We start from the raw sequence: 22,183 nt of genomic DNA, 5'->3' as shown, positions 1-22,183 counted from the left end.
GCCTCCGCCCCTCGGCACGACCGTGCCCCGTTTCCGGGCTCCCTCTGGATCCACAGCACAATAGGAAGGCGGCACACCGATGACCCGGGTGCTGGTGGTCGAGGACGAACCACAGCTCGTACGGGCTCTTGAGATCAACCTCAGGGCGCGAAAATACGTCGTCGATGCCGCGTCCGACGGGAAGACGGCCCTCCGTCTGGCCGCCGCGAACCAGCCGGACGCCGTACTGCTCGACCTGGGACTGCCCGACATGGACGGCCTCGATGTGATGAAGGCGCTGCGCCGCTTCTCCCGGGTGCCGGTGCTGGTGGTCTCGGCCCGCAACACCTCCGACGAGAAGGTCGCCGCGCTGGACGCGGGCGCCGACGACTACATCACCAAGCCGTTCAGCATGGACGAACTCCTCGCCCGGCTGCGGGCGGCCACCCGGCGGACCGGCCCCGAGGCCCAGGCCGAAGAGGCGCAGGGCGTCGTCACCACCAAGAGCTTCAGCATCGACCTGCTCGCCAAGAAGGCCAGGCGCGGCGGCAAGGACATCCGGCTCACCCCGACCGAGTGGCACCTGATCGAAGTCCTCCTGCGCAACCGCGGCCGCCTGGTCACCCAGCGCGAGCTGCTGCAGGAGGTGTGGGGGCCGAGCTACCGTACGCAGAGCAACTATCTCCGGGTCTACATGGCCCAGTTGAGGCGCAAACTGGAGGTCGATCCGTCCCACCCGCGCTACCTCATCACCGCCCCGGGCATGGGGTACCGCTTCGAGGTGTGACCCCACCGGGTCCGTATCCAGGTCCGTTCCATCCGCGCCCAGCAGCAACGAGGCAGGGACCGGCCCCACCATCCAGAGCGACCACAGAGATCGGAACCATGGCACGCGGCAAGCTCCGCATCTACCTCGGCGCGGCGCCGGGTGTCGGCAAGACGTACTCGATGCTCTCCGAGGCACACCGCAGGGCCGAGCGCGGCACCGACTGCGTCGTCGCCTTCGTCGAGCACCACAGCAGGCCGCGCACCGAAGTGATGCTGCACGGCCTGGAGTTGTTGCCCCGGCGCGAGATCGAATACCGCGGGAGCGTCTTCACCGAGATGGACGTGGACGCGGTCCTGGAGCGCCGCCCGTCGGTGGCCCTGGTGGACGAGCTGGCCCACACCAACATCCCCGGCTCGCGCAACACCAAGCGCTGGCAGGACGTCGAAGAGCTCCTGACGGCCGGCATCGACGTCGTCTCCAACATCAACATCCAGCATCTGGAGTCGCTCGGTGACGTCGTCGAGTCGATAACGGGCGTACGGCAGCAGGAGACCGTCCCGGACGAGGTCGTGCGGCGGGCCGATCAGATCGAGCTGGTCGACATGTCGCCGCAGGCGCTGCGCCGCCGCATGGCGCACGGCAACATCTACAAGCCGGAGAAGGTCGACGCGGCGCTCTCCAACTACTTCCGGCCCGGAAACCTCACCGCACTGCGGGAGTTGGCGCTGCTGTGGGTCGCCGACCGGGTGGACGAGTATCTGACGGAGTACCGCAGCGAGCACCGCGTCAACAAGATCTGGGGCTCGCGCGAGCGCATCGTCGTCGGCCTGACCGGCGGACCGGAAGGGCGCACCCTCATCCGCCGCGCGGCCCGGCTGGCCGAAAAGGGCGCGGGCGGTGAGGTGTTGGCCGTCTACGTCGCGAGAAGCGACGGCCTGACCGCCGCCTCGCCGAAGGAACTCGCCGTCCAGCGCACCCTGGTCGAGGACCTCGGCGGAACCTTCCACCACGTGGTGGGCGACGACGTGCCGCCGGCCCTGCTCGACTTCTCGCGCGGGGTCAACGCGACGCAGATCGTGCTGGGCACGAGTCGCCGCAGGGCCTGGCAGTACCTCTTCGGGCCGGGCGTCGGCGCCACGGTCGCCCGCGACTCCGGTCCCGATCTCGACGTACACATCGTCACGCACGAGGAGGCCGCGCGCGGGCGCGGTCTGCCGGTGGCGCGCGGGGCGCGGCTCGGCCGGACCCGGATCCTGTGGGGCTGGCTGACCGGAGTCATAGGCCCGGTGCTCCTGACGATGCTGCTCAACCGCATCAGCATGGACCTCGGCCTCGCCAACGAGATGCTGCTCTACCTGTCGCTGACGGTCGGGTCCGCGCTGCTCGGCGGTCTGCTGCCCTCGCTGGCCTCGGCGGCGCTCGGCTCGCTGCTCATCAACTGGTACTTCACCCCGCCGGTCCACGAACTCACCATCGCCGACCCGAAGAACATCGTCGCCATAGCGATCTTCTTCCTGGTGGCGATGTCCGTGGCCTCGGTCGTGGACCTGGCCGCCCGCCGCACCCACCAGGCCGCCCGGCTGCGCGCCGAATCGGAGATCCTCTCCTTCCTCGCGGGCAGCGTGCTGCGCGGCGAGACCAGCCTGGACGCCCTCCTGGAACGCGTCCGCGAGACCTTCGCCATGGAGTCCGTGGCCCTTCTGGAGCGTACGAGCGAGGTCGAGCCGTGGACCTGCACGGGCAGCATCGGACCCGCCCCGGCCTCCCGCCCCGAGGACGCCGACGTGGACATGCCGGTCGGTGACCGGATGGCCCTCGCGCTCTCCGGGCGCGTACTGCCCGCCGAGGACCGGCGGGTGCTCGGCGCGTTCGCGGCCCAGGCCGCGGTCGTCCTGGACCGCCAGCGCCTCCGGGAGGAGGCCCACCAGGCGCGGCTGTACGCCGAGGGCGACCGCATCCGCACCGCGCTGCTGGCCGCCGTCAGCCACGACCTGCGCACCCCGCTCGCGAGCATCAAGGCGTCCGTCACGTCGCTGCGCTCGGACGACGTGGAGTGGTCCGAGGCCGACGAGGCGGAGCTGCTCGAAGGCATCGAGGCGGGGGCGGACCGCCTGGACCACCTGGTGGGCAACCTCCTGGACATGTCGCGGCTCCAGACCGGCACGGTCACCCCGATCATCCGGGAGATCGACCTCGACGAGGTCGTCCCGATGGCGCTGGGCGGCGTCCCCGAGGACAGCGTGGTGCTGGACATCCCGGAGGACCTCCCGATGGTGGCGGTCGACGCCGGTCTGCTCGAACGCGCGGTGGCCAACATCGTGGAGAACGCCGTCAAGTACAGCCTGCCCGGCGAGCGGGTCCTCATCTCCGCGAGCGCCATGGCCGACCGGGTGGAGCTCCGCGTCGCCGACCAGGGTCCGGGCGTCCCCGACGAGGCGAAGGACCGCATATTCGCGCCCTTCCAGCGCTACGGCGACGCCCCGCGCGGCGCCGGAGTCGGCCTCGGCCTCGCGGTGGCCCGCGGCTTCGCCGAGGCCATGGGCGGCACGCTGGCGGCCGAGGACACCCCGGGCGGCGGCATGACCATGGTCATCACCCTGAAGCAGGCGGCCGGCCACCCACCGGTCAGCCCGGACCTGCCGACGACGACCACGTCGTAGCCCCTCCCCGCAAGGGCGTGACCAGGGGCTCGGGCAGGTCTTACGCCCCTGCTACGCCATGCCCGCTAGCCTGCCCCCACCAGCAAAAAGGCCCTCCCGAAGGAGGGCCAGACCAGCACTGGCGCGAAAGCGCCCCCGGCAGGACTCGAACCTGCGGCCAAGCGCTTAGAAGGCGCCTGCTCTATCCACTGAGCTACGGGGGCCGAATGGTGGCCTCGGTGGCCTGGAGCCCCGGGCGGGCAAGGGGGCGGGTCCGGGACGGGTCCCGGGCCGTTGACCTTGCCGGGACAAGGATAGGGCTCCTGTCACCCAGTCCCGGTTGCTTCACCTGCGTGGCACGATGTGGAGGTTCGGTGAAGCGAACCGATAATCGCAGGCAGGTGCGAATCCTGCAGCGCTTTTGACGCTTGTGGCGCAGGGTGTTGTGCACTCGTTATGCCTGCGTCCTACTCGTCCCGTGTGTCCCATGTGTCCGTCCGGTATGCCCTGGCGATGAATGGACGCGCGCGGAAGTGGCCATACGCTTCAAAAAGCCGCCAAAGTTGGGCATTCTTCGCATGTGGTGACCTTGGACGTACGGCCTCAGCTCATCGACGCACTCTCCGCCCTGCGCGACAGTGTCGCCGCCGTGCGTCTCCCGCTGCCCCTGCCGGGTGCCCCACGCGCCCGGCAGACGCGCAGCGAGCTGCTCGCACAGCTCGACGACTATCTGCTGCCCCGGCTCCGAGATCCCGAAGCGCCCCTGCTCGCCGTCATCGGCGGTTCGACCGGCGCGGGGAAGTCCACACTCGTCAACTCCCTTGTGGGGCGCCGGGTCAGCGAGGCGGGCGTGCTGCGGCCCACCACCCGTACGCCCGTACTCGTCTGCCATCCCGACGACAAGGACTGGTTCGCCGGACCGCGCGTCCTGCCCGAACTCACCCGCGTATGGCTGCCGCAGCAGCAGGAGGACGCCGAAGGGGGCGACCCGCCCGGCGGGGACGACGTCGGGGCCGTACGGGTCGAGACCGTCGCCACGCTGCCGCGCGGGCTCGCCCTGCTCGACGCGCCCGACATCGACTCACTGGTCGTCAGCAACCGCATCCTGGCCGCCGAACTCATCTGCGCCGCCGACGTGTGGGTCATGGTCACCACCGCCTCCCGGTACGCCGACGCGGTGCCCTGGCATCTGCTGCGCACCGCCAAGGAGTACGACGCGACGCTCGTCACCGTGCTCGACCGGGTGCCGCACCAGGTGCTCACCGAAGTGTCGCGCCAGTACGGGGCGTTGCTCACCAAGGCCGGGCTCGGGGAGGTGCCGCGGTTCACCGTGCCCGAGCTGCCCGAGTCCGCGGGGGTCTCGCACGGGCTGCTGCCCGCCAGTGCCGTCGCCCCGCTGCTCGCCTGGCTCAGCCACCGCAGCCAGGACCCGGCCGCCCGCCAGCAGGCCGTGGCCCGCACCGCCTCCGGCGCGATCGAATCGCTCAACGCGCGGATGCCCGAGCTCGCTTCGGCCGTCGCAGCCCAGCACGCGGCCGCCGTACGCCTCACCGGCGCGGTCGAGGACGCGTACGCCAAGGAGGGCGCCCGGGTGCGGCGGCGGGTGCTGGCGGGCGAGGTGCTCGCCGGGGACGCGATCACCCGCTGGCGCGCCCACCCCGGCGGCGCCACCTCCGCGGAGCTCCTGGACGCGCTCGTGGACAGCCTCGCCGAACTGCTGCGGTGCGCGGCCGCCGCCGCCGACGAGCGGGTCAGGGACGCGTGGGCGCGCGAGCCGGCCGCGGGGCGGTTCCCCGAGGCCGTGCGCCACGAGGACCCGGAGGACCGGATCGGGCTCGCCGTACGGCGCTGGCGCAGGGTGCTCGAAGAGCTGGCCGAGGACGAAGTGCGGGAGATGGAGCGGTCGCTGGCGCCCGATCCGGAGACCGTGGCGGCCCTGCTCGCCGCGGCCCTGCTCGGCGGCCGCCGGGCCCGCCGGGCGGGCGAGCGGCTCGCCGAGCGGATCGGCGCCCAGGGCGCGCTGCGGCTGCGCGACAAGGGCGGCGAGCTGGTCACCACGTACGTCGACCAGGTGCTCGGCGCCGAACGGGAACGGCGGCTCGCGCCGCTGGACGCGCTGGAGGTGACGCCCGAGCCGCAGGCCGGGCTGATCGCGGCGCTGTCCGTGGTGCAGAGGGAGAGGAAAGCGGCATGACGCAGGAGGCTGACGACCGCTGGGACGACGGGCTGATCGCGCGGCGCGTCGCCGAACCCGGCGAGGTGGCGGAAGCGGTCCTTCCGGGAGAGGGGGAGGGAGCAGGAGGGGAGTCGGAGGATGCCGCCGAGGACGCCTACGAGCCCATCGGCGGGCCGTACGTCGGTGAGCTCAAGGGCCGCCTGGACGCGCTGAGCGAACTGGTCGGCCTGTCCCGCGCGCGTCTGGAGGGGCGGACCCTCGCCGAGGCGGGCCGGGTGCTCGACGAGGCGGCGGCCCGCCGGCGGCTCTCGTCGCGGCACACCGTCGTCGCAGTCGCGGGTGCCAGCGGAAGCGGCAAGTCCACTCTCTTCAACTCCCTTGCCAAGAGCCATATTTCGGACACCGGGCTGCGTCGGCCGACCACCGGGGCGCCCATCGCGTGCAGCTGGACCGACGGCGCCGCCGGTCTGCTGGACCGGCTCGGCATCCCCGGCAGGCTGCGCCGCAGACCGCTCGACGGCGCGGAGAGCGACCTGGAGGGCCTGGTCCTGGTCGATCTGCCCGACCTCGACTCGGCGGTCGTCTCGCACCGCCACGCCGCCGACCGGGTCCTTGCGCTCGTGGACGCGATCGTGTGGGTGGTGGACCCCGAGAAGTACGCGGACGCCGTGCTCCACGAGCGCTATCTGCGCCCGCTCGCCGGGTACGCCGAGGTGAGCTTCGTCGTGCTCAACCAGGTGGACCGGCTGCCCGGCGAGGCCGCCGACCAGGTTCTCGACGATCTGCGCCGGCTGCTCGACGAGGACGGCATGGCACTGGGCGAACACGGCGAACCCGGCGCCTCGGTGCTCGCGCTCTCCGCGCTGACCGGCGAGGGCGTGGGCGAACTCCGCGAACAGCTCGGCCGGTTCGTGCAGGAACGCGGCGCGGCGGCCCGCCGGCTGGCCGCCGACGTGGATTCCGCCGCCGCCGAACTGCGTCCCCTGTACGTCGCGGACGGCCGGCCGCGCCTCGGGGAGCGGGCCCGCAAGGACTTCGCGGAGCGCCTGGCCGCCGCGGTCGGAGCCGGCGCGGCGGGCGAGGCCGCCGAACGCGAGTGGCGGCGCAACGCCGGGCGTGCGTGCGGGACTCCGTGGCTGCGGCTGTGGCGCTGGTACGAGCGGATCCGCGTCCCGGCCGTGCTGCGGACCCGCCCCGAGGCCCCGATCGAGGAGCCGGTCACCGCACGCCAGCGGGTCGAGCAGGCGGTCCGTACGGTCGCCGGCGAAGCCGCGGCGGGGCTGCCCGCGCCCTGGGCCCAGGCCGTGCGCGAGGCCGCGGTGCGCGGCGCCGAGGGCCTCCCCGAGTCCCTGGACGAACTCGCGGCACGGGAGGAGCAGGAGCGCGGCACCTCACCCCGGCCGCCCTGGTGGCCCGCCGCCGTGCTGGCCCAGATGCTCATGACCGGCATTCAGATCGTCGGCGGGCTGTGGCTTTTCGGCCAGATCGTCGGGGTCCTTCAGCCGGGTCTCATCGTGCCCGCGCTGGTGATGCTGGGCGGGATCGTCGGCGGACCGCTGGTCGAGTGGGCGTGCGCGGTGGCGGCGCGCGGCCCGGGACGGCGCTACGGGCAGGAGGCCGAACGCCGGCTCCGCGAGGCCGCGGCGGCCTGCGGCCGGGCCAAGGTCCTGGACCCGGTCGCCGCCGAGTTGCTGCGGTACCGCGAGGTGCGCGAGCAGTACGCGGCGGTGGTGGGGGCGGGGGCGCGGTGAGGGGGGTTCGCGCGGGCCGGGGTGGCGGGCGCCGGGTGAGCGGGTTGTCCACAACCGGGCGGTAGTCCACAGGCCGCTGCACGGGCTCCCCGTCCGGTCCAGCATGGAGATCGACAGCGCAAGGGTTCGATCGACTGCGGGGCCGGGCGGGGGCTTTCTCCGCCACCGCGGCACGCGGCGGGACCGGGCCCACGGGATCTACGGGGTACGGGGGTTGAGGGCAGTGAACGACACGATGGTGACGCTGGTCGGCAATGTGGCGACGCAGGTGGAGTGGCGGGAATCGGCGAAGGGCGGGGCGGCGAGGTTCCGGCTCGCGGTGACCGCGCGCCGCTTCGACCGGGAGAAGCAGTGCTGGGTGGACGGCGCCACCAGCTTCTACACGGTGTGGGCGGCGCGGGCGCTCGGGATGAACCTGACGGGCTCGGTCTCGATCGGTGAACCGCTCGTGGTGCACGGGCGGTTGAAGGTGCGGGACGAGGAGCGCAAGGACGGCCCGCGCTGGTTCTCGGCGGACGTCGACGCGGTGGCGGTCGGACATGACATGTCGCGCGGAACCACCGCATTCCGGCGGGTGTTCAAGGGCGAGGCGAGCCCGGCCGAGCGGGCCGGGACGCAGGTGGCGGAGGGGGGCTCGGCGCCGGGAGCCGAACCGTCGGCACCTGATGGACTCCCACCGGTGGTATGGGAGTCGGCACCCGCCGCGGCTCCGGTGGGTACCTAGCCGGGCGCGCTTGAGCGGAGATGGTGCGGAGGCGGAGCGCGGAGGATGTCCGAAACTCCCTTTCTGTGCCGGGGATTTGTCGATATCGCTGGCTGGAATACGTAGCCTGGGATAACGATTCCGAATCAGAATGGTTATCTGACGTCATCACTGCGGATCGTTGACTTCCGTATCCCTAGGATTCCCGCGTACTCACGGGGCACTTGAGTCTGCCGGCGAGGCACTTCCCCCAACGCGCACCCTCCGTGCACGCGCACCACCTTGCGAAAGAGCCTCGCCCGAAGGGGAATTCTGTGTTTTCAGCCGTTCACGGGCCTTCCGCCCGCAAGCGGGGTGCTCTGCGCCTCGCCACCGCCATAGCTGTCTCGGGACTCGTCGCGGCCGGTGCGATCGCCGGCGCCGGTGCGGCCGTCGCGGACACGCCTGACCAGCAGGGCCAGGGCGGCGCCACCGCCACCATCCAGGGCCTGGAGAAGGGCTCGTACGACCGGGCCCTCATCAACGGCACGGAAGACGTCCCCGCCGGCCTGTTCCGGATGAACGTCGACGGTGGCGGCACGCTGCGCACGTACTGCATCGACATTCACAACCCGACGCAGTCCGAGGCGAAGTACAACGAGACGCCGTGGAGCGGCACCTCGCTGAGCACCAACAAGGACGCCGGGAAGATCCGCTGGATCCTTGAGAACTCCTACCCGCACATCAACGACCTCGACGCGCTGGCCAAGAAGGCAGGCATCACGGGCAAGTTCAACAACGCCCTCGCGGCCGCGGGCACCCAGGTCGCCATCTGGCGTTACTCGGACGGTGCCAAGGTCGAGGCCAAGGACAAGAACGCCGAGACGCTGGCCGACTGGCTGGTCAAGAACGCGCAGGACGCCGACGAGCCCAAGGCCTCGCTGACCCTCGACAACCCGTCGGTGGCCGGCAAGGTCGGCCAGAAGCTCGGCCCGGTCACGGTGCACACCAACGCCGACAAGGTGACGGTCACCCGCTCCCAGGAGCTCACGGACGCCGGGGTCAAGGTTGTCGACAAGGCGGGGCAGGCCGTAACCACCGTCGCCAACGGCAGCCAGCTCTTCTTCGACGTGCCCGCGACCGCCAAGCCGGGTTCCGGCGCGCTGCGCCTCCAGGCCACCACCCAGGTGCCGGTCGGCCGCGCGTTCGCCAGTGACTCCAAGAGCCAGACCCAGATCCTGGCCGGTTCGAGCGACTCGACGGTCCAGACGGAGGCCAAGCTGACCTGGGCGAAGCAGGGTGCCATCCCGGCCGTCTCGGTGAAGAAGGACTGCGTCAAGGGCGGCGTGGACATCACCGTCAGCAACAAGGGCGACGAGGCCTTCCCGGTGACCGTCGGCGGCAAGACCGTCGCGTCGGTGAAGCCGGGCGAGTCGAAGACCGTGCTGTTCCCCGTCGCGGAGGGCCAGAAGTACGACTTCACGATCGCCGGTCAGCACTTCTCCGGCGTCCTTGACTGCAAGAACGTCGGTTCCGGTACGCCCACCCCGTCCTCGAAGCCCAGCCCCGCCTCGGCCGGTGGCAGCTCGACCGGGACCAACGGCACCAACCTGGCCGAGACCGGCAGCTCCAGCGCCACCCCGATGATCGCCGGTGCGGCCGTCGTCCTGGTGCTGCTCGGTGGCGGCGCGGTGTTCTTCCTCCGCAAGAAGAAGAGCGCCGGTCAGTAGGCCGAATGCTGAACACAGAGTGAGCGCCCGGTAACGGGCAGCGGCCCCGGTACGCCTCGCGTACCGGGGCCGTTTCCTTCGAAGGGTGGCCGTCAGGCAAGATGGGGTGTATCTGCCCACCCATCGATCTGCCGGACGGTTTCTCTTGGCTGAGTACATCTACACCATGCGCAAGACGCGCAAGGCGCACGGCGACAAGGTGATTCTCGATGACGTCACCCTGAGCTTCCTGCCCGGCGCGAAGATCGGTGTGGTCGGCCCCAACGGTGCCGGTAAGTCCACCGTTCTCAAGATCATGGCGGGGTTGGAGCAGCCCTCCAACGGCGACGCCTTCCTGTCGCCCGGGTACAGCGTCGGCATCCTCATGCAGGAGCCCCACCTCAACGAGTCCAAGACCGTACTGGAGAACGTCCAGGACGGCGCCGCCGAGATCATGGGCAAGCTCAAGCGCTTCAACGAGGTCGCCGAGCTCATGGCGACCGACTACTCGGACGCGCTCCTTGAGGAGATGGGCAAGCTCCAGGAGGACCTCGACCACGCCAACGCGTGGGACCTGGACGCCCAGCTGGAGCAGGCCATGGACGCGCTGGGCTGCCCGCCCGGCGACTGGCCCGTGGTCAACCTCTCCGGCGGCGAGAAGCGCCGGGTGGCGCTCTGCAAGCTGCTCATCGAGGCCCCCGACCTGCTCCTCCTCGACGAGCCCACCAACCACCTCGACGCCGAGTCGGTGAACTGGCTGGAGCAGCACCTCTCGAAGTACGCGGGCGCCGTCGTCGCGGTCACCCACGACCGGTACTTCCTGAACAACGTGGCCGAGTGGATCCTGGAGCTCGACCGCGGCCGCGCCATCCCGTACGAGGGCAACTACTCCACGTACCTGGACAAGAAGGCGTCCCGCCTCAAGGTCGAGGGCCGCAAGGACGAGAAGCGCGCCAAGCGGCTCAAGGAAGAGCTGGAGTGGGTGCGGTCCAACGCCAAGGGGCGTCAGACCAAGTCCAAGGCGCGTCTGGCCCGCTACGAGGAGATGGCCGCCGAAGCCGACAAGATGCGGAAGCTGGACTTCGAGGAGATCCAGATCCCGCCGGGCCCGCGCCTCGGCTCCATCGTCGTGGAGGTCAACAACCTCTCGAAGGCCTTCGGCGACAAGGTCCTCATCGACGACCTCAGCTTCACCCTGCCGCGCAATGGCATCGTGGGCGTCATCGGCCCGAACGGCGCCGGCAAGACCACGCTCTTCAAGATGATCCAGGGCCTGGAGACGCCGGACTCCGGCACCGTCAAGATCGGCGAGACCGTCAAGATCTCGTACGTCGACCAGAGCCGCGCCAACATCGACCCGAAGAAGACGCTGTGGGCCGTCGTCTCCGACGAGCTGGACTACATCAACGTCGGCCAGGTCGAGATGCCGTCGCGGGCCTACGTGTCCGCCTTCGGCTTCAAGGGCCCGGACCAGCAGAAGCCCGCGGGCGTGCTCTCCGGCGGTGAGCGCAACCGCCTCAACCTGGCGCTCACCCTCAAGGAGGGCGGCAACCTGCTGCTCCTCGACGAGCCCACCAACGACCTCGACGTCGAGACGCTCTCCTCGCTGGAGAACGCGCTCTTGGAGTTCCCCGGCGCCGCCGTCGTGATCTCCCACGACCGCTGGTTCCTGGACCGGGTGGCCACCCACATCCTCGCCTACGAGGGCGAGTCCAAGTGGTACTGGTTCGAGGGCAACTTCGAGTCGTACGAGAAGAACAAGGTCGAGCGTCTGGGCGCCGACGCGGCGCGGCCGCACCGCGCCACGTACAAGAAGCTCACCCGGGGCTGAGGGAACGTGGCCCGTCATATCTACCGCTGCCCGCTGCGCTGGTCGGACATGGATGCCTTCGGGCACGTCAACAACGCGGTCTTCGTCCGGTACTTGGAGGAAGCCCGCATCGACTTCATGTTCCGGCTCGCGCCGGGTGACGGCTCGCCGTCGTTCCAGGGCGGGTCCGTCGTGGCCCGGCACGAGATCGACTACAAGCGGCCGCTGGTGCACCGGCACGAGCCGGTGACCATCGAGTCGTGGGTGACGAAGATTGGCGCGGCGTCCCTGACCGTCTCGTACGAGATCAAGGACCCGGGGGAGAGCGGCCAGGTGTACGTCGCGGCGTCCACCGTCGTCGTGCCCTTCGACCTGGCGGCGGGCCGGCCGCGGCGGATCACCGCCGAGGAGAAGGCCTTCCTCCAGGAGTACGTGGACGACGGCGCCCGGGGCGACGGGCCGGAGCGGGCCGCGGCATGAACGCCGTGCTGCGGTTCGCCGATGCCAGGGAGGCGGCTGATCTCGCCGCCTTCCTCGGCCGGCTGATCCACTACGACCGGGCCGCCGCGGTGCGCCTGCAGGCGGGCGGCGGGGCGCTGGCCGTCTTCGGCCGGCCGCCGTCCTTCGAAGTGCTCGCCATCCGCACGGCCCGGCTCCGGGACGAGTCCGCCGCGTTCGACGTGACCGTCTCCGCCGGTGAACTCCTGGAGTCCCTGGACGAGACGGCGTCCACCGCGCGGGTTCCGGCGGCCGTCACCGGGCCGCCGTGGGCCGGGGTGCTGCCGCCGCGCGGCGGCTGGCAGCCGGTTCCGGGGCTGCCGGAACCCGAGCGGATGCGGGGTGCGGTCGCGGCCGCCGTCGCCGAATTCCGGGCCCGGGACGAGGCGTTGCCCGAGGCGCGGCGCAACCGCGCCGAGCGCGAGCTGATCGGGCACGAGATCTGGTCCCGGACGCTCGGCTCTACCGAACTGCCGCTGCGGGCCGTGCACGCGGCCCAGTCCCTCGGCTTCCTGCGGCCGGCCCGGGTGCTCGCCTCGGCGGGCGCGCCGGCCGCTCCCGAGCCGGTGGCGCTCTTCGCCTCCGGCCCCTGGCTGCGGCTGCGCACACCGTACGGGTCCGTCGTGGTACGCCGCGCGGGGCTCGGCGGGCTGACCGTCAGCCCGGTCTGACCCCGGGCGTCGGCCGCCGGGGGCTCAGCCCTCGGAGTTGACCATCGACGCGGCCGCGTACGTCAGATAGTTCCAGAGCGTCTTCTCGTGCTCCGGGGAGAGGCCGAGGCCGTCGACGGCGGTGCGCATGTGGCGCAGCCAGGCGTCGTGCGCGGCCCGGTCGACCGTGAAGGGGGCGTGCCGCATCCGCAGCCGCGGGTGGCCCCGGCCGTCGCTGTAGGTGCGCGGGCCGCCCCAGTACTGCATCAGGAACAGGGCGAGCCGCTCCTCGGCCGGGCCCAGGTCCTCCTCCGGGTACATCGGCCGCAGCAGCGGGTCGTCGGCGATGCCCTCGTAGAAGAGGTGGACGAGCCGGCGGAAGGTCTGCTCGCCGCCGACCTGCTCGTAGAAGGTCTGCTCCTGAAGCGTGCCGCGCGGAATCTCGGTCACGTTGAACACCCTCGCAATGTCATTCGGCCTGCCCCACCACCGCGCCGGTGATCCGGCACTCCTCCATGGTCTCAGACCCGGTGGCCGAGGACCGGGGGCGTAGGACCACTCGCCTCCCGGGCTCCGGCGCAGCACAGTGGACATATGAGTGCGGACGGTGCGGACCGGGCGCTGCGGCGGGCCCTCGTGCGGGACATCGTGGCCGGCGGGGCACTGGCGGACCCGGCCTGGCGGGCCGCCTTCGAGCAGGTGCCGCGCCATCTCTTCGTGCCGTACTACTACGAGAGCGCCTACGGCGGCCACGACCGGCTGTGGGGCGAGGACCCCGACCCCGGGCGGCGCGAACGCTGGCTGACCGGGGCCTACGCGGACGCCCCGCTGGCCACCCGGGTGCGCGACGGCGACCTCGTCTCCTCCAGCAGCCAGCCCTCGCTGATGGCCCGCATGCTGGAGGCCCTGGACATCCGGGACGGCGACCGGGTCCTGGAGATCGGCGCCGGGACCGGGTACAACGCGGCGCTGCTCGCCCACCGGCTCGGCGACGACAACGTCACGACCGTCGACCTGGACCCCGAGATCACCGAGTCCGCGCGGGCCCATCTGGCCGCGGCCGGGTACCACCCCGCCGTGCTCACCGGGGACGGGGCGCGCGGCTGTCCCTCGCGGGCGCCCTTCGACCGGATCGTGGCGACCTGCACGGTGAGCTCGGTGCCGGACGAGTGGGCGGCGCAGTGCCGGGCGGACGCGGTGATCCTGGCCCCGCTCGCGACCGGCCTCATCCGGCTGCGGGTGAGCGAACCCGGCCGGGCCGAGGGCCGGTTCCTGCACACGCCCGCCTACTTCGTGCCGCTGCGCGGTACGGGACGGCAGGCGCGGCGGATCCCCTACGCGGGCGGGCTGCCGCGCGAGACCGTGGCGAACGAGCTGTTCCGCTTCCTGCTCGAACTGACGGCGGGCAGCCTCGACCCGTACGAGGCGTACGCGCTGTGGCGCCGCGAGAAGCGGCCCCGGCGCGAGCGCTTCGGGGTGACCCTGGACGGCACCGCCCAGTGGGCGTGGCTGGACGATCCGCAGGGGCCCTACACCTGGCCCCTGCGGGAGACGCCGGTCAGCCGCGCCGGACCGTGATGGTCGTCCAGGCGCCCACGTGCACCCGGTCGCCGTCCTGGAGCGGCACCGGAACGTACGGCTGGATCGGCTCGGCGCCGCCGTTGATCGTGGTGCCGTTGGTCGAGTTCTGGTCGACCACCGCCCAGGTGCCGTCCGGCTGCTGCACGAGCACCGCGTGCTGGTGCGAGACGCCCGGGTCCTCGGGCGGCACCGACAGGTCGATGTCGGGGGCCTCGCCCGTGGAGTGCCGGCGGCGGCCGATGGTGATCTGGTTGCCGGCCAGCGGGCGCTGCTGCTCGGGCGAGTACGCGGGCAGGTTGAGCCCAGCCGCCTCGGGGCCGCTGCGCTGCATCATCGCCAGGAAGTAGTCCCGGTCCGGGCCGATGGTGATGGACCAGGCGGCCGGCGCGGGCGGCGGCACGGCCTGCGGCCAGTCGTCACCGCCCTGAGCGGGCCCCGTGTGCGGCCAGTCGTCGTTGCCCCGGTCCGCTCCGGTCTGCTGCGGCCAGTCGTCGGTGCCCTGCGCCGGTCCGGTCTGCTGCCGCGTGCCCGGTACGGGCTGGGAGGGCGGCGGCAGCATCCAGTCGTCCTCGCCCTGCGGCTGCGGGACCTGAGGCTGCGGCGCCGGCTGCTGGAACACGGGCGGCGGCGGAGGCGGGCCGCCCTGGCCGCCGCCGAAGGGCGGCGCGGGCGGCTGCTGCTGGAAGGCGTTCGGCGGCAGCGGTGGCGCGGAGCGCTGCGAGGGCTCGGCGGCCAGCGGCTCGGCGGGCCGGTTCACCTGCGAGGGCCGCGAGCTCTGGTACTCGAACGGGTCGCGGGGCGAGGGCGGCGGGCCCTGCTGGAAGGCGGGCGGCAGATTCAGGCCGGGACCGGGGCCGTTCGCCGGGCCGGGGCCGGGCTGCGGCATGGGCTGCTGCGGGGCCAGCGGGGTGTACGAGGTCGCCGTATTGGTGAGGAAGTTCCAGCGGCACTCCTCGCAGAAGGGCGCCCCGGCCTCGCGCGGGGTGCGGCACTGCGGGCAGAGCTCCGCCTGGGCGGTGGCGTTCGGGTCCCCGGGGCCCGGGTGGCCGTACGCGGGCGGTGGCGGGGGAGGCGGCGGCACGGCACCCATGCGATGGCCGCAGATCTCGCACCAGTCGTCGGAACCCGACTGGTGTCCGTTCGGGCAGGTCGGCATGGAGTCGCTTCCCCCTCTCATCGTCCGGCCCGGCGGGCCGTGGTATTTCGGCGGTTCTGGGTTGTTCTGGGTGGTTCTCTGTGGATCTCGGGCGCAGCTGCTTCGCTACGTCGCTTCTCGTTCGCTTCCCGCTACTTCTTGACGCGAACGGTCTTGGTGGAGCGCGTTTCGAGGGTCATCTCGTCCGCCTCCGCGACCTTCGCCTTCAGTCGCACAGTACCGGTCGCCTCGTCCACCACGTCCACCACCTTCGCAAGCAGTTTCGCAGTATCCGCGTTCCCCGAGGCGGCGGCCAGCTGCACCGCCCGGCCCAGCTTCGCGGTCGCCCCGTCGACATCTCCCGACTTGCGCGCATCCAGCCCCTGTTGGATGACTTGTGCCAGTTCGGCCTGGCCCGTGTAGTGCGCGACCTGGGGGTTGATCGAGGTGGAGGCCGCCATGTCGTCGGTCCACACCGCCCGCACCAGACCCTGTGACAGCGTCTGCGCCGGACCGCCCTCGCGGTCGGGGACGACGAGCGAGACGCGCGCGGCCAGCATCTCCTGGCCGACGCCGGCCTCGGGGACCTGCACGCACACGTGGTAGTCGCGGGACTCGTCGCCCCAGGAGCCGGTCGGATAGTCCCCGGCGCGCGGGCCCGCCTCGGTCCGGCGGTGCGTCAAGTCCTCGACGGTGGGCGCCACTTGCTTGACGAACTTGATCTCGACGCCGACCGGGTTCCACAGCCGCAGCGCCACGTCCGCGACCTCCTTGCCCATCGCGTTCTCCATCATCTGCGTGAAGTCCGCGGCCAGGTTGGCCGGATCGGCGACGATGTCGGCGGTGCCGAGCAGCGCGGAGGCGATCCCCGTGACCTCCTTGACCTCCCAGTCGGTCCCCACGCCCCGGGCGTCACAGGTGAACCGTCCCGCGCAGGCCTGGAGCGCGGCTTGCAGGTCCTCGGGCGACTCGTGCTCGTTGCGGCCGTCGGTGAGCAGGATGCCGTGCCGGATGGGGACGTCGGCGGCCCCGAGCAGCCGGTCGGCGAGCCGCAGCCAGGTGCCGATCGCGGTGCCGCCGCCCGCGCTCAGCTTGCGCAGCGCCTCCTTGGCCTGGGCCCGGGTCTGCCCGTCGGCGGTGGCGAGCCGGCCGTTGCCGGGGTAGACCTCGCGGGCCAGGTGCGTACCGCCGACGACGGCGAAGGCGACCCCGTCGCGCAGGGTGTCGATGGCGGCGGCCGTCGCGTCCCTGGCGTTGCGCATCTTGGTCGGCGGATAGTCCATCGAGCCCGAGCAGTCCACCATGATCACCACCGCGGCGGTCGGCGGCCGGCCGGGTATGTACGCGGGCGAGGCCGTGGCCCCGAAGGGGGCGCCGAGCGTGCCGCCGCCCGTGGAGGTCACCGTGACGATCGCGTTGACCTCGCGGCCGCCCTCCGGCAGGAACTCGTTCTGGTACACCTCGACGGAGAACTGCGGCACGGTGGATTTGGAGAAATTGGCCATCGGAAAAGGCTCCTTGAGGCTCCATGGACCGAAGTGAAGTAAGTGAGAGAAGTGGCGAAATGGGGGCGGACATCCGCTAGTAGGCGGATCCTGCCCCTTGCGGCTCCACCGCGAACGGCAGCACGGCCACTGTTACGTTGTCGTGGCCCCCGCCGTCCAGGGCGTGCCCGACGAGCACCTGGGCGCTGTGCAGCGGCCGTTCGGCGGCGTCCGCCGGAATGACGCGGGCCATCTCCTCGGCGGCCTCCGCGTAGTTCCACAGGCCGTCCGTGCAGACCACCACGACACCGGAGCGGTCCGGCTTGAACGAGGCGGTGTGCGGGTCCAGTTCGTACGCGTCGGCGCCGAGCCAGCCCGTGATGGCGTGGGCCCGCTCGTCGGCGTAGGCGTCGGCCTCGCTCATCAGGCGGGCCGCGACCATCTGCGCGGCCCAGGAGTCGTCCTCGGTGAGCCGGGCGGGCGCGGTCCTGCGGTCGTCGGGCACCCAGTACGCCCGGCTGTCGCCGACCCAGCCCACCACCAGCAGCCCGCCCGCCGAGACCGCCCCGACCAGGGTGCAGGCGGGCGCGTTCTGATGCCGGTGCGGATCGTGCTCGACGGCCGAACCCGGCTCGGCCGCAAGGGAGTTGACCGCCCCGGCGGCGGCCAGGATCGCGTCGTGCATCGCCTGCTGCGGATGCGTGCCCTGCGGCAGGGCCGCGAGCAGCGACTCGTTGGCGGCGACCGCCGCGGCCGCGGACGCCTCGTCCGGCCGGGTCGCCGACGACACCCCGTCGCAGACGATCGCCACCACGGCGGGGGAGCCGTCGGGCAGCGCCGTCGAGGACAGCGCGAAGGAGTCCTCGTTGCGGTGGTGGCGCAGCCCGCGGTCGCTGACCGCGCAGACCGAGCCGAGCTCCTGCTCCATGTGGTCGCGCTCGCGCGGCTGGGCGTGGCCGCAGTTCTCGCAGTAGCCGTCGTCGTCCACCCGGCCGGCCCGGCAGGCCACGCATACCTTGCCCGCCGCAGCACCGGCCGCGGCGGGCCTGGCGACATGGGTGTCCGGGGCCGGCTCCGCGGCGCGCGGATCGGGCGCCGCGAGCGGGAACTCCTCGGGCCGCTCCTCGCCGACGCCGGGCGCCTCGGACCGTACGGGAGGCCGCGCGGGCGGCAGTTGGCCGCCGCCCGGGTCCGTTCCCGGCGGATCCGTCGGCAGTTGTACGGGCGCGGGCTGCCCGGCGCCGTCGGCCGGCCACCCGGGATCCTCCCCGCCCATGACGATCGTCGGGTGGTCCCGCGGCGGCTCGGGCACGGCCGACAGGTCGTACCCGCAGGCACCGCAGAACAGGTCCCCCGGCTCCAACGGCTCTTCGCAGCCGGGGCAGGCGGCGAGCTGATGCGTCTGCGACATCGTCACACCCAGGTCCGTGGGCGGAATCGGTTGGCCCGTTCCACCAGGTCGATCCTCTCCTCGCCGCGCTGTGCGAGCCGGGCGAGCACCCGGTACGAACGTTCCAGACCGAAGCGCAGGCCCCGCTCGTCGACTTCGCTGCCGAGCAGTGCGGTCTTCGCCTGCCCGGCGCCGGTGCTCCCCGACAGTACCCAGTCCAGGGCGGTGCCCAGGACCTCGGTCGCCAGCCGTTCGCGTCGTACGGCGTCGAGACCGAACGCGTCGAGCGCCTCGACCTGGGCCGCGGCCGCCCGCAGGTCCTCGATCAGCGGGTCCTCGGGGGCGCGGCTGCGCAGCCGCGCCCGGACCGCGGCGACCCGCGCCGCGGTGTAGTGGATCGACGCCTCGGGCACCGACTCCAGCGTCCGTACGGCGCTGACGCGGTCGCCAGCCGCGAGCTGCACCCGGGCCAGGCCGAAGGCGGCGCTGACGTAGCTCGGGTCGGTCGCCCACACCAGGCGGTAGTACTCGGCGGCGTTGTCGAGCTGGCCGAGCACCTCCGCGCACACGCCGAGCGCAAGCTTGGGGGCGGGCTCGCCGGGGAAAGCGTCGTAGATCGCGTCGAAGGAGAGCGCCGCGTTCTCGTTGTCGCCGGCGGCCAGCGAGGCGAGGCCGCGATACCAGACCACCCGCCAGTCGTCCGGGTGGTCGTGCTCCAGGGATTCCAGCGCCTTGGTGGCGGACACCCGCTCGTCCATGTCGAGCCGGGCCCGCAGCTCGCGCAGTCTGAGCTCGATGGAGTCCGCCGGGGCCGAGCGCAGCGCGGCGATCAGCTCGGCGGGGGCCGCGGCCATCAGGCCCGCGAGGAACCCGGCGTTGGGGTCGTTCGCGACGACGTGCGGCACGGGCAGCGCGAGCGAGGTGGAGCGCGGGTCCAGGGCGGCGAGCAGGGGCGCGGGCCGGCCCCCGCCGCCCGGGGTCTCGGCGCGGGGCACCGGGATCGCGGGCTGCGTCGGCGCGTGGCCGGAGTCCGGCGCGAGGGCGGGCAGCGGCGGGGCGCCGGCCGGCAGCGCCGCCGTCGCCGGGGCCGTCACCGCCCTGCGGCCGCGTCTGCCGACCGGCGCCACCCGCGCCCCCAGGCGCGAGGCGTCCCCGCTCGGCTCGGCGAACAACTTGGTGTCGGTGACGCGCAGTTCGGTGCCGAACAGCGTCGAGAGCGCGGGCCTGGGGCGTCCCGTCTGGAGCGCCACGACCTCCCGCAGCACCCCGGTCAGCTGCTCCGCCATCTCCTGCGCGGAGGCGAACCGGCGCGCCGGATCCGGGTCGGTGGCCCGGACCAGGAACCGGTAGAACGACTCGTACCTGCGGAACACCTCGATGGTGTCGGGGTCCGGCAGGCTGTCCGCGTACACATTCGTGTAGCCCTGGAAGTCGAAGGTCAGCACGGCGAGCGTGCGGGCCACCGTGTACAGGTCGGAGGCGGTCGAGGGGCCGAGCTCGGCGACCTCCGGGGCCTGGTAGCCGACCGTGCCGTAGATCGCCGACTCGTCGTCGTCCATGCGGCGCACCGCGCCCATGTCGATCAGCTTCAGCTGGTCCTCGGTCTGGATCGCGTTGTCGACCTTGAAGTCGCAGTACAGCAGGTTGCGGCTGTGCAGGTGACCGAGTGCCTCCAGGGCCTCGATCCCGTACGCGCAGGCCTGCTCGACGGGCAGCGGATCGCGCTTGCCGTCGCTCGTGCGGCGCTCGTTGGCGATCTCCTTCAGCGATTTGCCGCCGACGTACTCCATCACGATGTAGCCGTCGAGCGAGCCGGTCCGCTGGTCCAGGTGCTCCACGAAGTTGTAGATCCGCACGATGTTGGAGTGCTCGATCTCGGCGAGGAAGCGCCGCTCGGAGATCGCCGCGGCCATCGCGTCCTGGTCGCCGGTGTCGAGCAGGCCCTTGAGGACCACCCAGCGGTCGGAGACCGCGCGGTCGACGGCGAGGTAGACCCAGCCGAGGCCGCCGTGCGCCAGACAGCCCACCACCTCGTACTGGCCGTGCACGATGTCGCCCGTGTGCAGCTTTGGTACGAAGGAGTACGGATGGCCGCACTTGGTGCAGAAGCCCTCGGTGCGCCCCGGCCGCTCGCCGCGCGAACGGCCCACCGGCGCCCCGCAGTCCGAACGCGAGCAGAATCGCTTCCGCTCGGGAACTTCGGGGTTCTCCATCACCGCCGAGCGCGGATCGGGGCGCGGCACCTCGGGCACCGACACCAGGCCCGCGCCGAGCCGGCTGCGCGCCGAGGCGCTCGCCGCCGCGCCCGAACTGCGCACCGACACCGACCGCGAGTGCGAGCTGCCGCCGGTCAGCGACGACAGCCGCCCCGACACCGAGCGCCGCGAGGTCGAGGACCGCGAGGACCGCGACGAACTGCGCGAGGAGGAGCGCGAGGACTGCGAGGCCGAGCGGTGCCCCCCGCCGGTGATCCCCGTCGGCGGCGACGACACCATCCCGTTGGGCGAGACGACCGGCGCGAGCCCGCAGGTGTCGCAGTACAGCTCACCGCCGCCCATGTCCTCGTACGAACCCTCGCAGCCAGGGCGCTGGCACTTGGCGTTCTCGCTCACGATTCCCCCCTCTGGTCAACGGGCCCGGTCTGTCGCGGGACCAGTACGTCGGCCGCCGCCCGCTGATAACGGAGCACCGCCTCTTCGGCGACGCGCAGATCGCAGGGCGCCGACCACAGCATCCGGCGGGCCGCGTCGTACCGCTCGATCAGGAGCGGATCCTCGGCCATGCCGTGCCGGGCGACCTTCGCCTTGTACGCGTCGAGCCGCCCGCGCAGCTCCGCCCGGACCGCCAGCGGCGCGGTGACCGCCGTCAACGACTCGCGGGCGCGCAGCAGTTCGTCCTCGGCCTCCCGCTCAAGGGATTCGAGCAGGGGCGAGAGCCGGTGCCACTGCGAGTGCCTGCGGTACTCGGCGGCGGTGGCCAGCTGTTCCTGGAGCACGATCGACGGGCCGCTCACGGCGGGCACCTCGCTGGCAGCGATCTTCGCGAGGACCTCGCCGCGCGCCGACCGGGCCTCGGCCAGCGTGCGATCCGCCCGCGACAGTACATCGCGCAACCGGACCAACCGCTGCTCAGCGTCCTGCCGGACCGTCAGGACCGCGTCAATTTCGCGGCGTACGTCCTCCAGGGCGCGCGCCGCCCGGTCGTAGCGCCCGGTGTCGGGACGGCCGCCGCCCGGTGCGGAGCTGCCCGGCGCGGGCACCCAGAACGCCAGCGGGTCGGACACCACCTGGGCGCGCAGCTCGGCCAGTTCGGCCGTGATCGACTCCAGGTCGTCGCCCGAGGGGTGCTCACCGGGGCGCACCCCCACCGAGTGCGCGAGGCCCCGGGTGCGGTGCAGTTCGGCGGCCAGGAGGTCTATCCGGGCGGGCAGCGCCGACCACACCGCGTCGGCGGCGACCACCAGGTCCAGCGAGTGCGCGTACAGCTCGTTCATCCGGTTCACCAGCTCGCCGAGGGTGAACCGCTCGGTCAGCCGGGCCGGGCCGGTCAGCGTCGGCGCGTTGTGCAGCGCCGAGCCGGCCAGCGTCACGGACTGGCCGCGCAGCCGCTCGGTGAGCTCGGCCAGATCCTCCCGGGTCGGCCAGCGGCGTCGCTCGCGCAGCTCGCGCGCGGACTCCAACGCCGCGGTGTACGCGTCGAAGTACGCCCACAGCAGGGAGATCGACTGCTCGGTGGCCGCCCAGCGCTCCTTGGTGACGCCGGTCAGCCCCGCGCCTTCGAGGAGCCGGCGCCCGGCATGGTCCTGGAGGGCGAGCAGCGAGGTCTCGACGGCCTCGTGCTCGGCGCCGAGGCGGGCCAGCGCACGGTCCACCTCGTCCCGGTCCATGACCGGTTCCGGGGGTCCCCCGGTGGAGCTGGGGGAGGATCCCG

At 72.4% G+C, this 22,183-nt stretch carries 16 protein-coding genes and 1 tRNA gene; 10 read left to right on the top strand and 7 right to left on the bottom strand.

Annotated features, from left to right (window positions below; all coding sequences use genetic code 11):
* Positions 1 to 79: 79 nt before the first annotated feature.
* Both ACIQ8J_RS04580 and ACIQ8J_RS04575 read left to right on the top strand, forming a co-directional pair.
* Entirely contained in the window at positions 80 to 766 is a 687-nt protein-coding gene (locus ACIQ8J_RS04580) for a response regulator (RefSeq protein ID WP_403264726.1), read from the top strand.
* Positions 767 to 864: 98 nt separating this feature from the next.
* Complete coding sequence (locus tag ACIQ8J_RS04575) at positions 865 to 3,408, top strand: ATP-binding protein (RefSeq protein WP_403264723.1); 2,544 nt, start codon at positions 865 to 867, stop codon at positions 3,406 to 3,408.
* 130 nt (positions 3,409 to 3,538) lie between these two features.
* Here the strand turns inward: ACIQ8J_RS04575 and ACIQ8J_RS04570 are convergent.
* Positions 3,539 to 3,611: transfer RNA gene (locus tag ACIQ8J_RS04570), tRNA-Arg, on the bottom strand.
* A gap of 365 nt (positions 3,612 to 3,976) precedes the next feature.
* On the opposite strand from ACIQ8J_RS04570, the gene ACIQ8J_RS04565 reads away from it, so the two are divergent.
* The 7 genes from ACIQ8J_RS04565 (at position 3,977) to ACIQ8J_RS04535 (ending at position 12,684) form a co-directional block, all read left to right on the top strand.
* Positions 3,977 to 5,581, top strand: a complete 1,605-nt coding sequence (locus ACIQ8J_RS04565) for a dynamin family protein (protein WP_403265250.1) — start codon at positions 3,977 to 3,979, stop codon at positions 5,579 to 5,581.
* Positions 5,578 to 7,314 (top strand): GTPase, encoded by a 1,737-nt coding sequence (locus ACIQ8J_RS04560; RefSeq protein ID WP_403264720.1) that lies wholly within the window; start codon positions 5,578 to 5,580, stop codon positions 7,312 to 7,314. The genes ACIQ8J_RS04565 and ACIQ8J_RS04560 overlap by 4 nt, the downstream gene beginning before the upstream one ends.
* Positions 7,315 to 7,537: 223 nt before the next feature.
* Positions 7,538 to 8,038 (top strand): single-stranded DNA-binding protein, encoded by a 501-nt coding sequence (locus ACIQ8J_RS04555; RefSeq protein ID WP_403264718.1) that lies wholly within the window; start codon positions 7,538 to 7,540, stop codon positions 8,036 to 8,038.
* A 293-nt stretch (positions 8,039 to 8,331) separates the two neighbouring features.
* Positions 8,332 to 9,726, top strand: a complete 1,395-nt coding sequence (locus ACIQ8J_RS04550; protein ID WP_403264715.1) for an LAETG motif-containing sortase-dependent surface protein — start codon at positions 8,332 to 8,334, stop codon at positions 9,724 to 9,726.
* Between the two features lie 145 nt (positions 9,727 to 9,871).
* Complete coding sequence (gene ettA, locus ACIQ8J_RS04545) at positions 9,872 to 11,536, top strand: energy-dependent translational throttle protein EttA (protein WP_403264712.1); 1,665 nt, start codon at positions 9,872 to 9,874, stop codon at positions 11,534 to 11,536.
* Positions 11,537 to 11,542: 6 nt separating this feature from the next.
* The gene (locus tag ACIQ8J_RS04540) at positions 11,543 to 11,995 is read left to right on the top strand and encodes an acyl-CoA thioesterase (protein WP_403264709.1); all 453 of its coding nucleotides are present in this window, start codon (positions 11,543 to 11,545) and stop codon (positions 11,993 to 11,995) included.
* A complete protein-coding gene (locus tag ACIQ8J_RS04535) occupies positions 11,992 to 12,684 on the top strand; it encodes a hypothetical protein (protein ID WP_403264706.1) in 693 nt (230 codons plus the stop codon). Before ACIQ8J_RS04540 ends, ACIQ8J_RS04535 begins: the two co-directional genes overlap by 4 nt.
* 24 nt (positions 12,685 to 12,708) lie before the next feature.
* On the opposite strand, the gene ACIQ8J_RS04530 is transcribed toward ACIQ8J_RS04535, so the two are convergent.
* Positions 12,709 to 13,113 (bottom strand): globin, encoded by a 405-nt coding sequence (locus ACIQ8J_RS04530; RefSeq protein WP_403264703.1) that lies wholly within the window; start codon positions 13,111 to 13,113, stop codon positions 12,709 to 12,711.
* A 144-nt stretch (positions 13,114 to 13,257) separates the two neighbouring features.
* Between ACIQ8J_RS04530 and ACIQ8J_RS04525 the strand changes: the two genes are divergently transcribed.
* A complete protein-coding gene (locus ACIQ8J_RS04525; protein ID WP_403264700.1) occupies positions 13,258 to 14,241 on the top strand; it encodes a methyltransferase domain-containing protein in 984 nt (327 codons plus the stop codon).
* On the opposite strand, the gene ACIQ8J_RS04520 is transcribed toward ACIQ8J_RS04525, so the two are convergent.
* The 5 genes from ACIQ8J_RS04520 to ACIQ8J_RS04500 all read right to left on the bottom strand — a co-directional run bounded on the left by ACIQ8J_RS04520 (position 14,222) and on the right by ACIQ8J_RS04500 (position 22,139).
* A complete protein-coding gene (locus tag ACIQ8J_RS04520) occupies positions 14,222 to 15,400 on the bottom strand; it encodes an FHA domain-containing protein (RefSeq protein ID WP_403264698.1) in 1,179 nt (392 codons plus the stop codon). The two genes, ACIQ8J_RS04525 and ACIQ8J_RS04520, sit on opposite strands and share 20 nt — an antisense overlap.
* 131 nt (positions 15,401 to 15,531) lie before the next feature.
* A complete protein-coding gene (locus tag ACIQ8J_RS04515; protein ID WP_403264695.1) occupies positions 15,532 to 16,884 on the bottom strand; it encodes a VWA domain-containing protein in 1,353 nt (450 codons plus the stop codon).
* A gap of 76 nt (positions 16,885 to 16,960) precedes the next feature.
* On the bottom strand, positions 16,961 to 18,274 hold the full coding sequence (locus ACIQ8J_RS04510; protein ID WP_403264693.1) for a protein phosphatase 2C domain-containing protein: 1,314 nt from the start codon (positions 18,272 to 18,274) through the stop codon (positions 16,961 to 16,963).
* Between the two features lie 2 nt (positions 18,275 to 18,276).
* Positions 18,277 to 20,811 carry a tetratricopeptide repeat protein gene (locus ACIQ8J_RS04505; protein ID WP_403265248.1) on the bottom strand — a complete coding sequence of 845 codons (2,535 nt, stop codon included), beginning with the start codon at positions 20,809 to 20,811 and terminating at the stop codon, positions 18,277 to 18,279.
* A 50-nt stretch (positions 20,812 to 20,861) separates the two neighbouring features.
* A complete protein-coding gene (locus tag ACIQ8J_RS04500) occupies positions 20,862 to 22,139 on the bottom strand; it encodes a hypothetical protein (RefSeq protein ID WP_403264691.1) in 1,278 nt (425 codons plus the stop codon).
* Between the last annotated feature and the right edge of the window lie 44 nt (positions 22,140 to 22,183).

It is taken from the genome of Streptomyces sp. NPDC094147 (assembly GCF_044764265.1).
Taxonomy (GTDB): domain Bacteria; phylum Actinomycetota; class Actinomycetes; order Streptomycetales; family Streptomycetaceae; genus Streptomyces.
The sequence above is the reverse complement of the archived record's forward strand: the minus strand, read 5'-3'. Positions and strand labels throughout refer to the sequence as shown.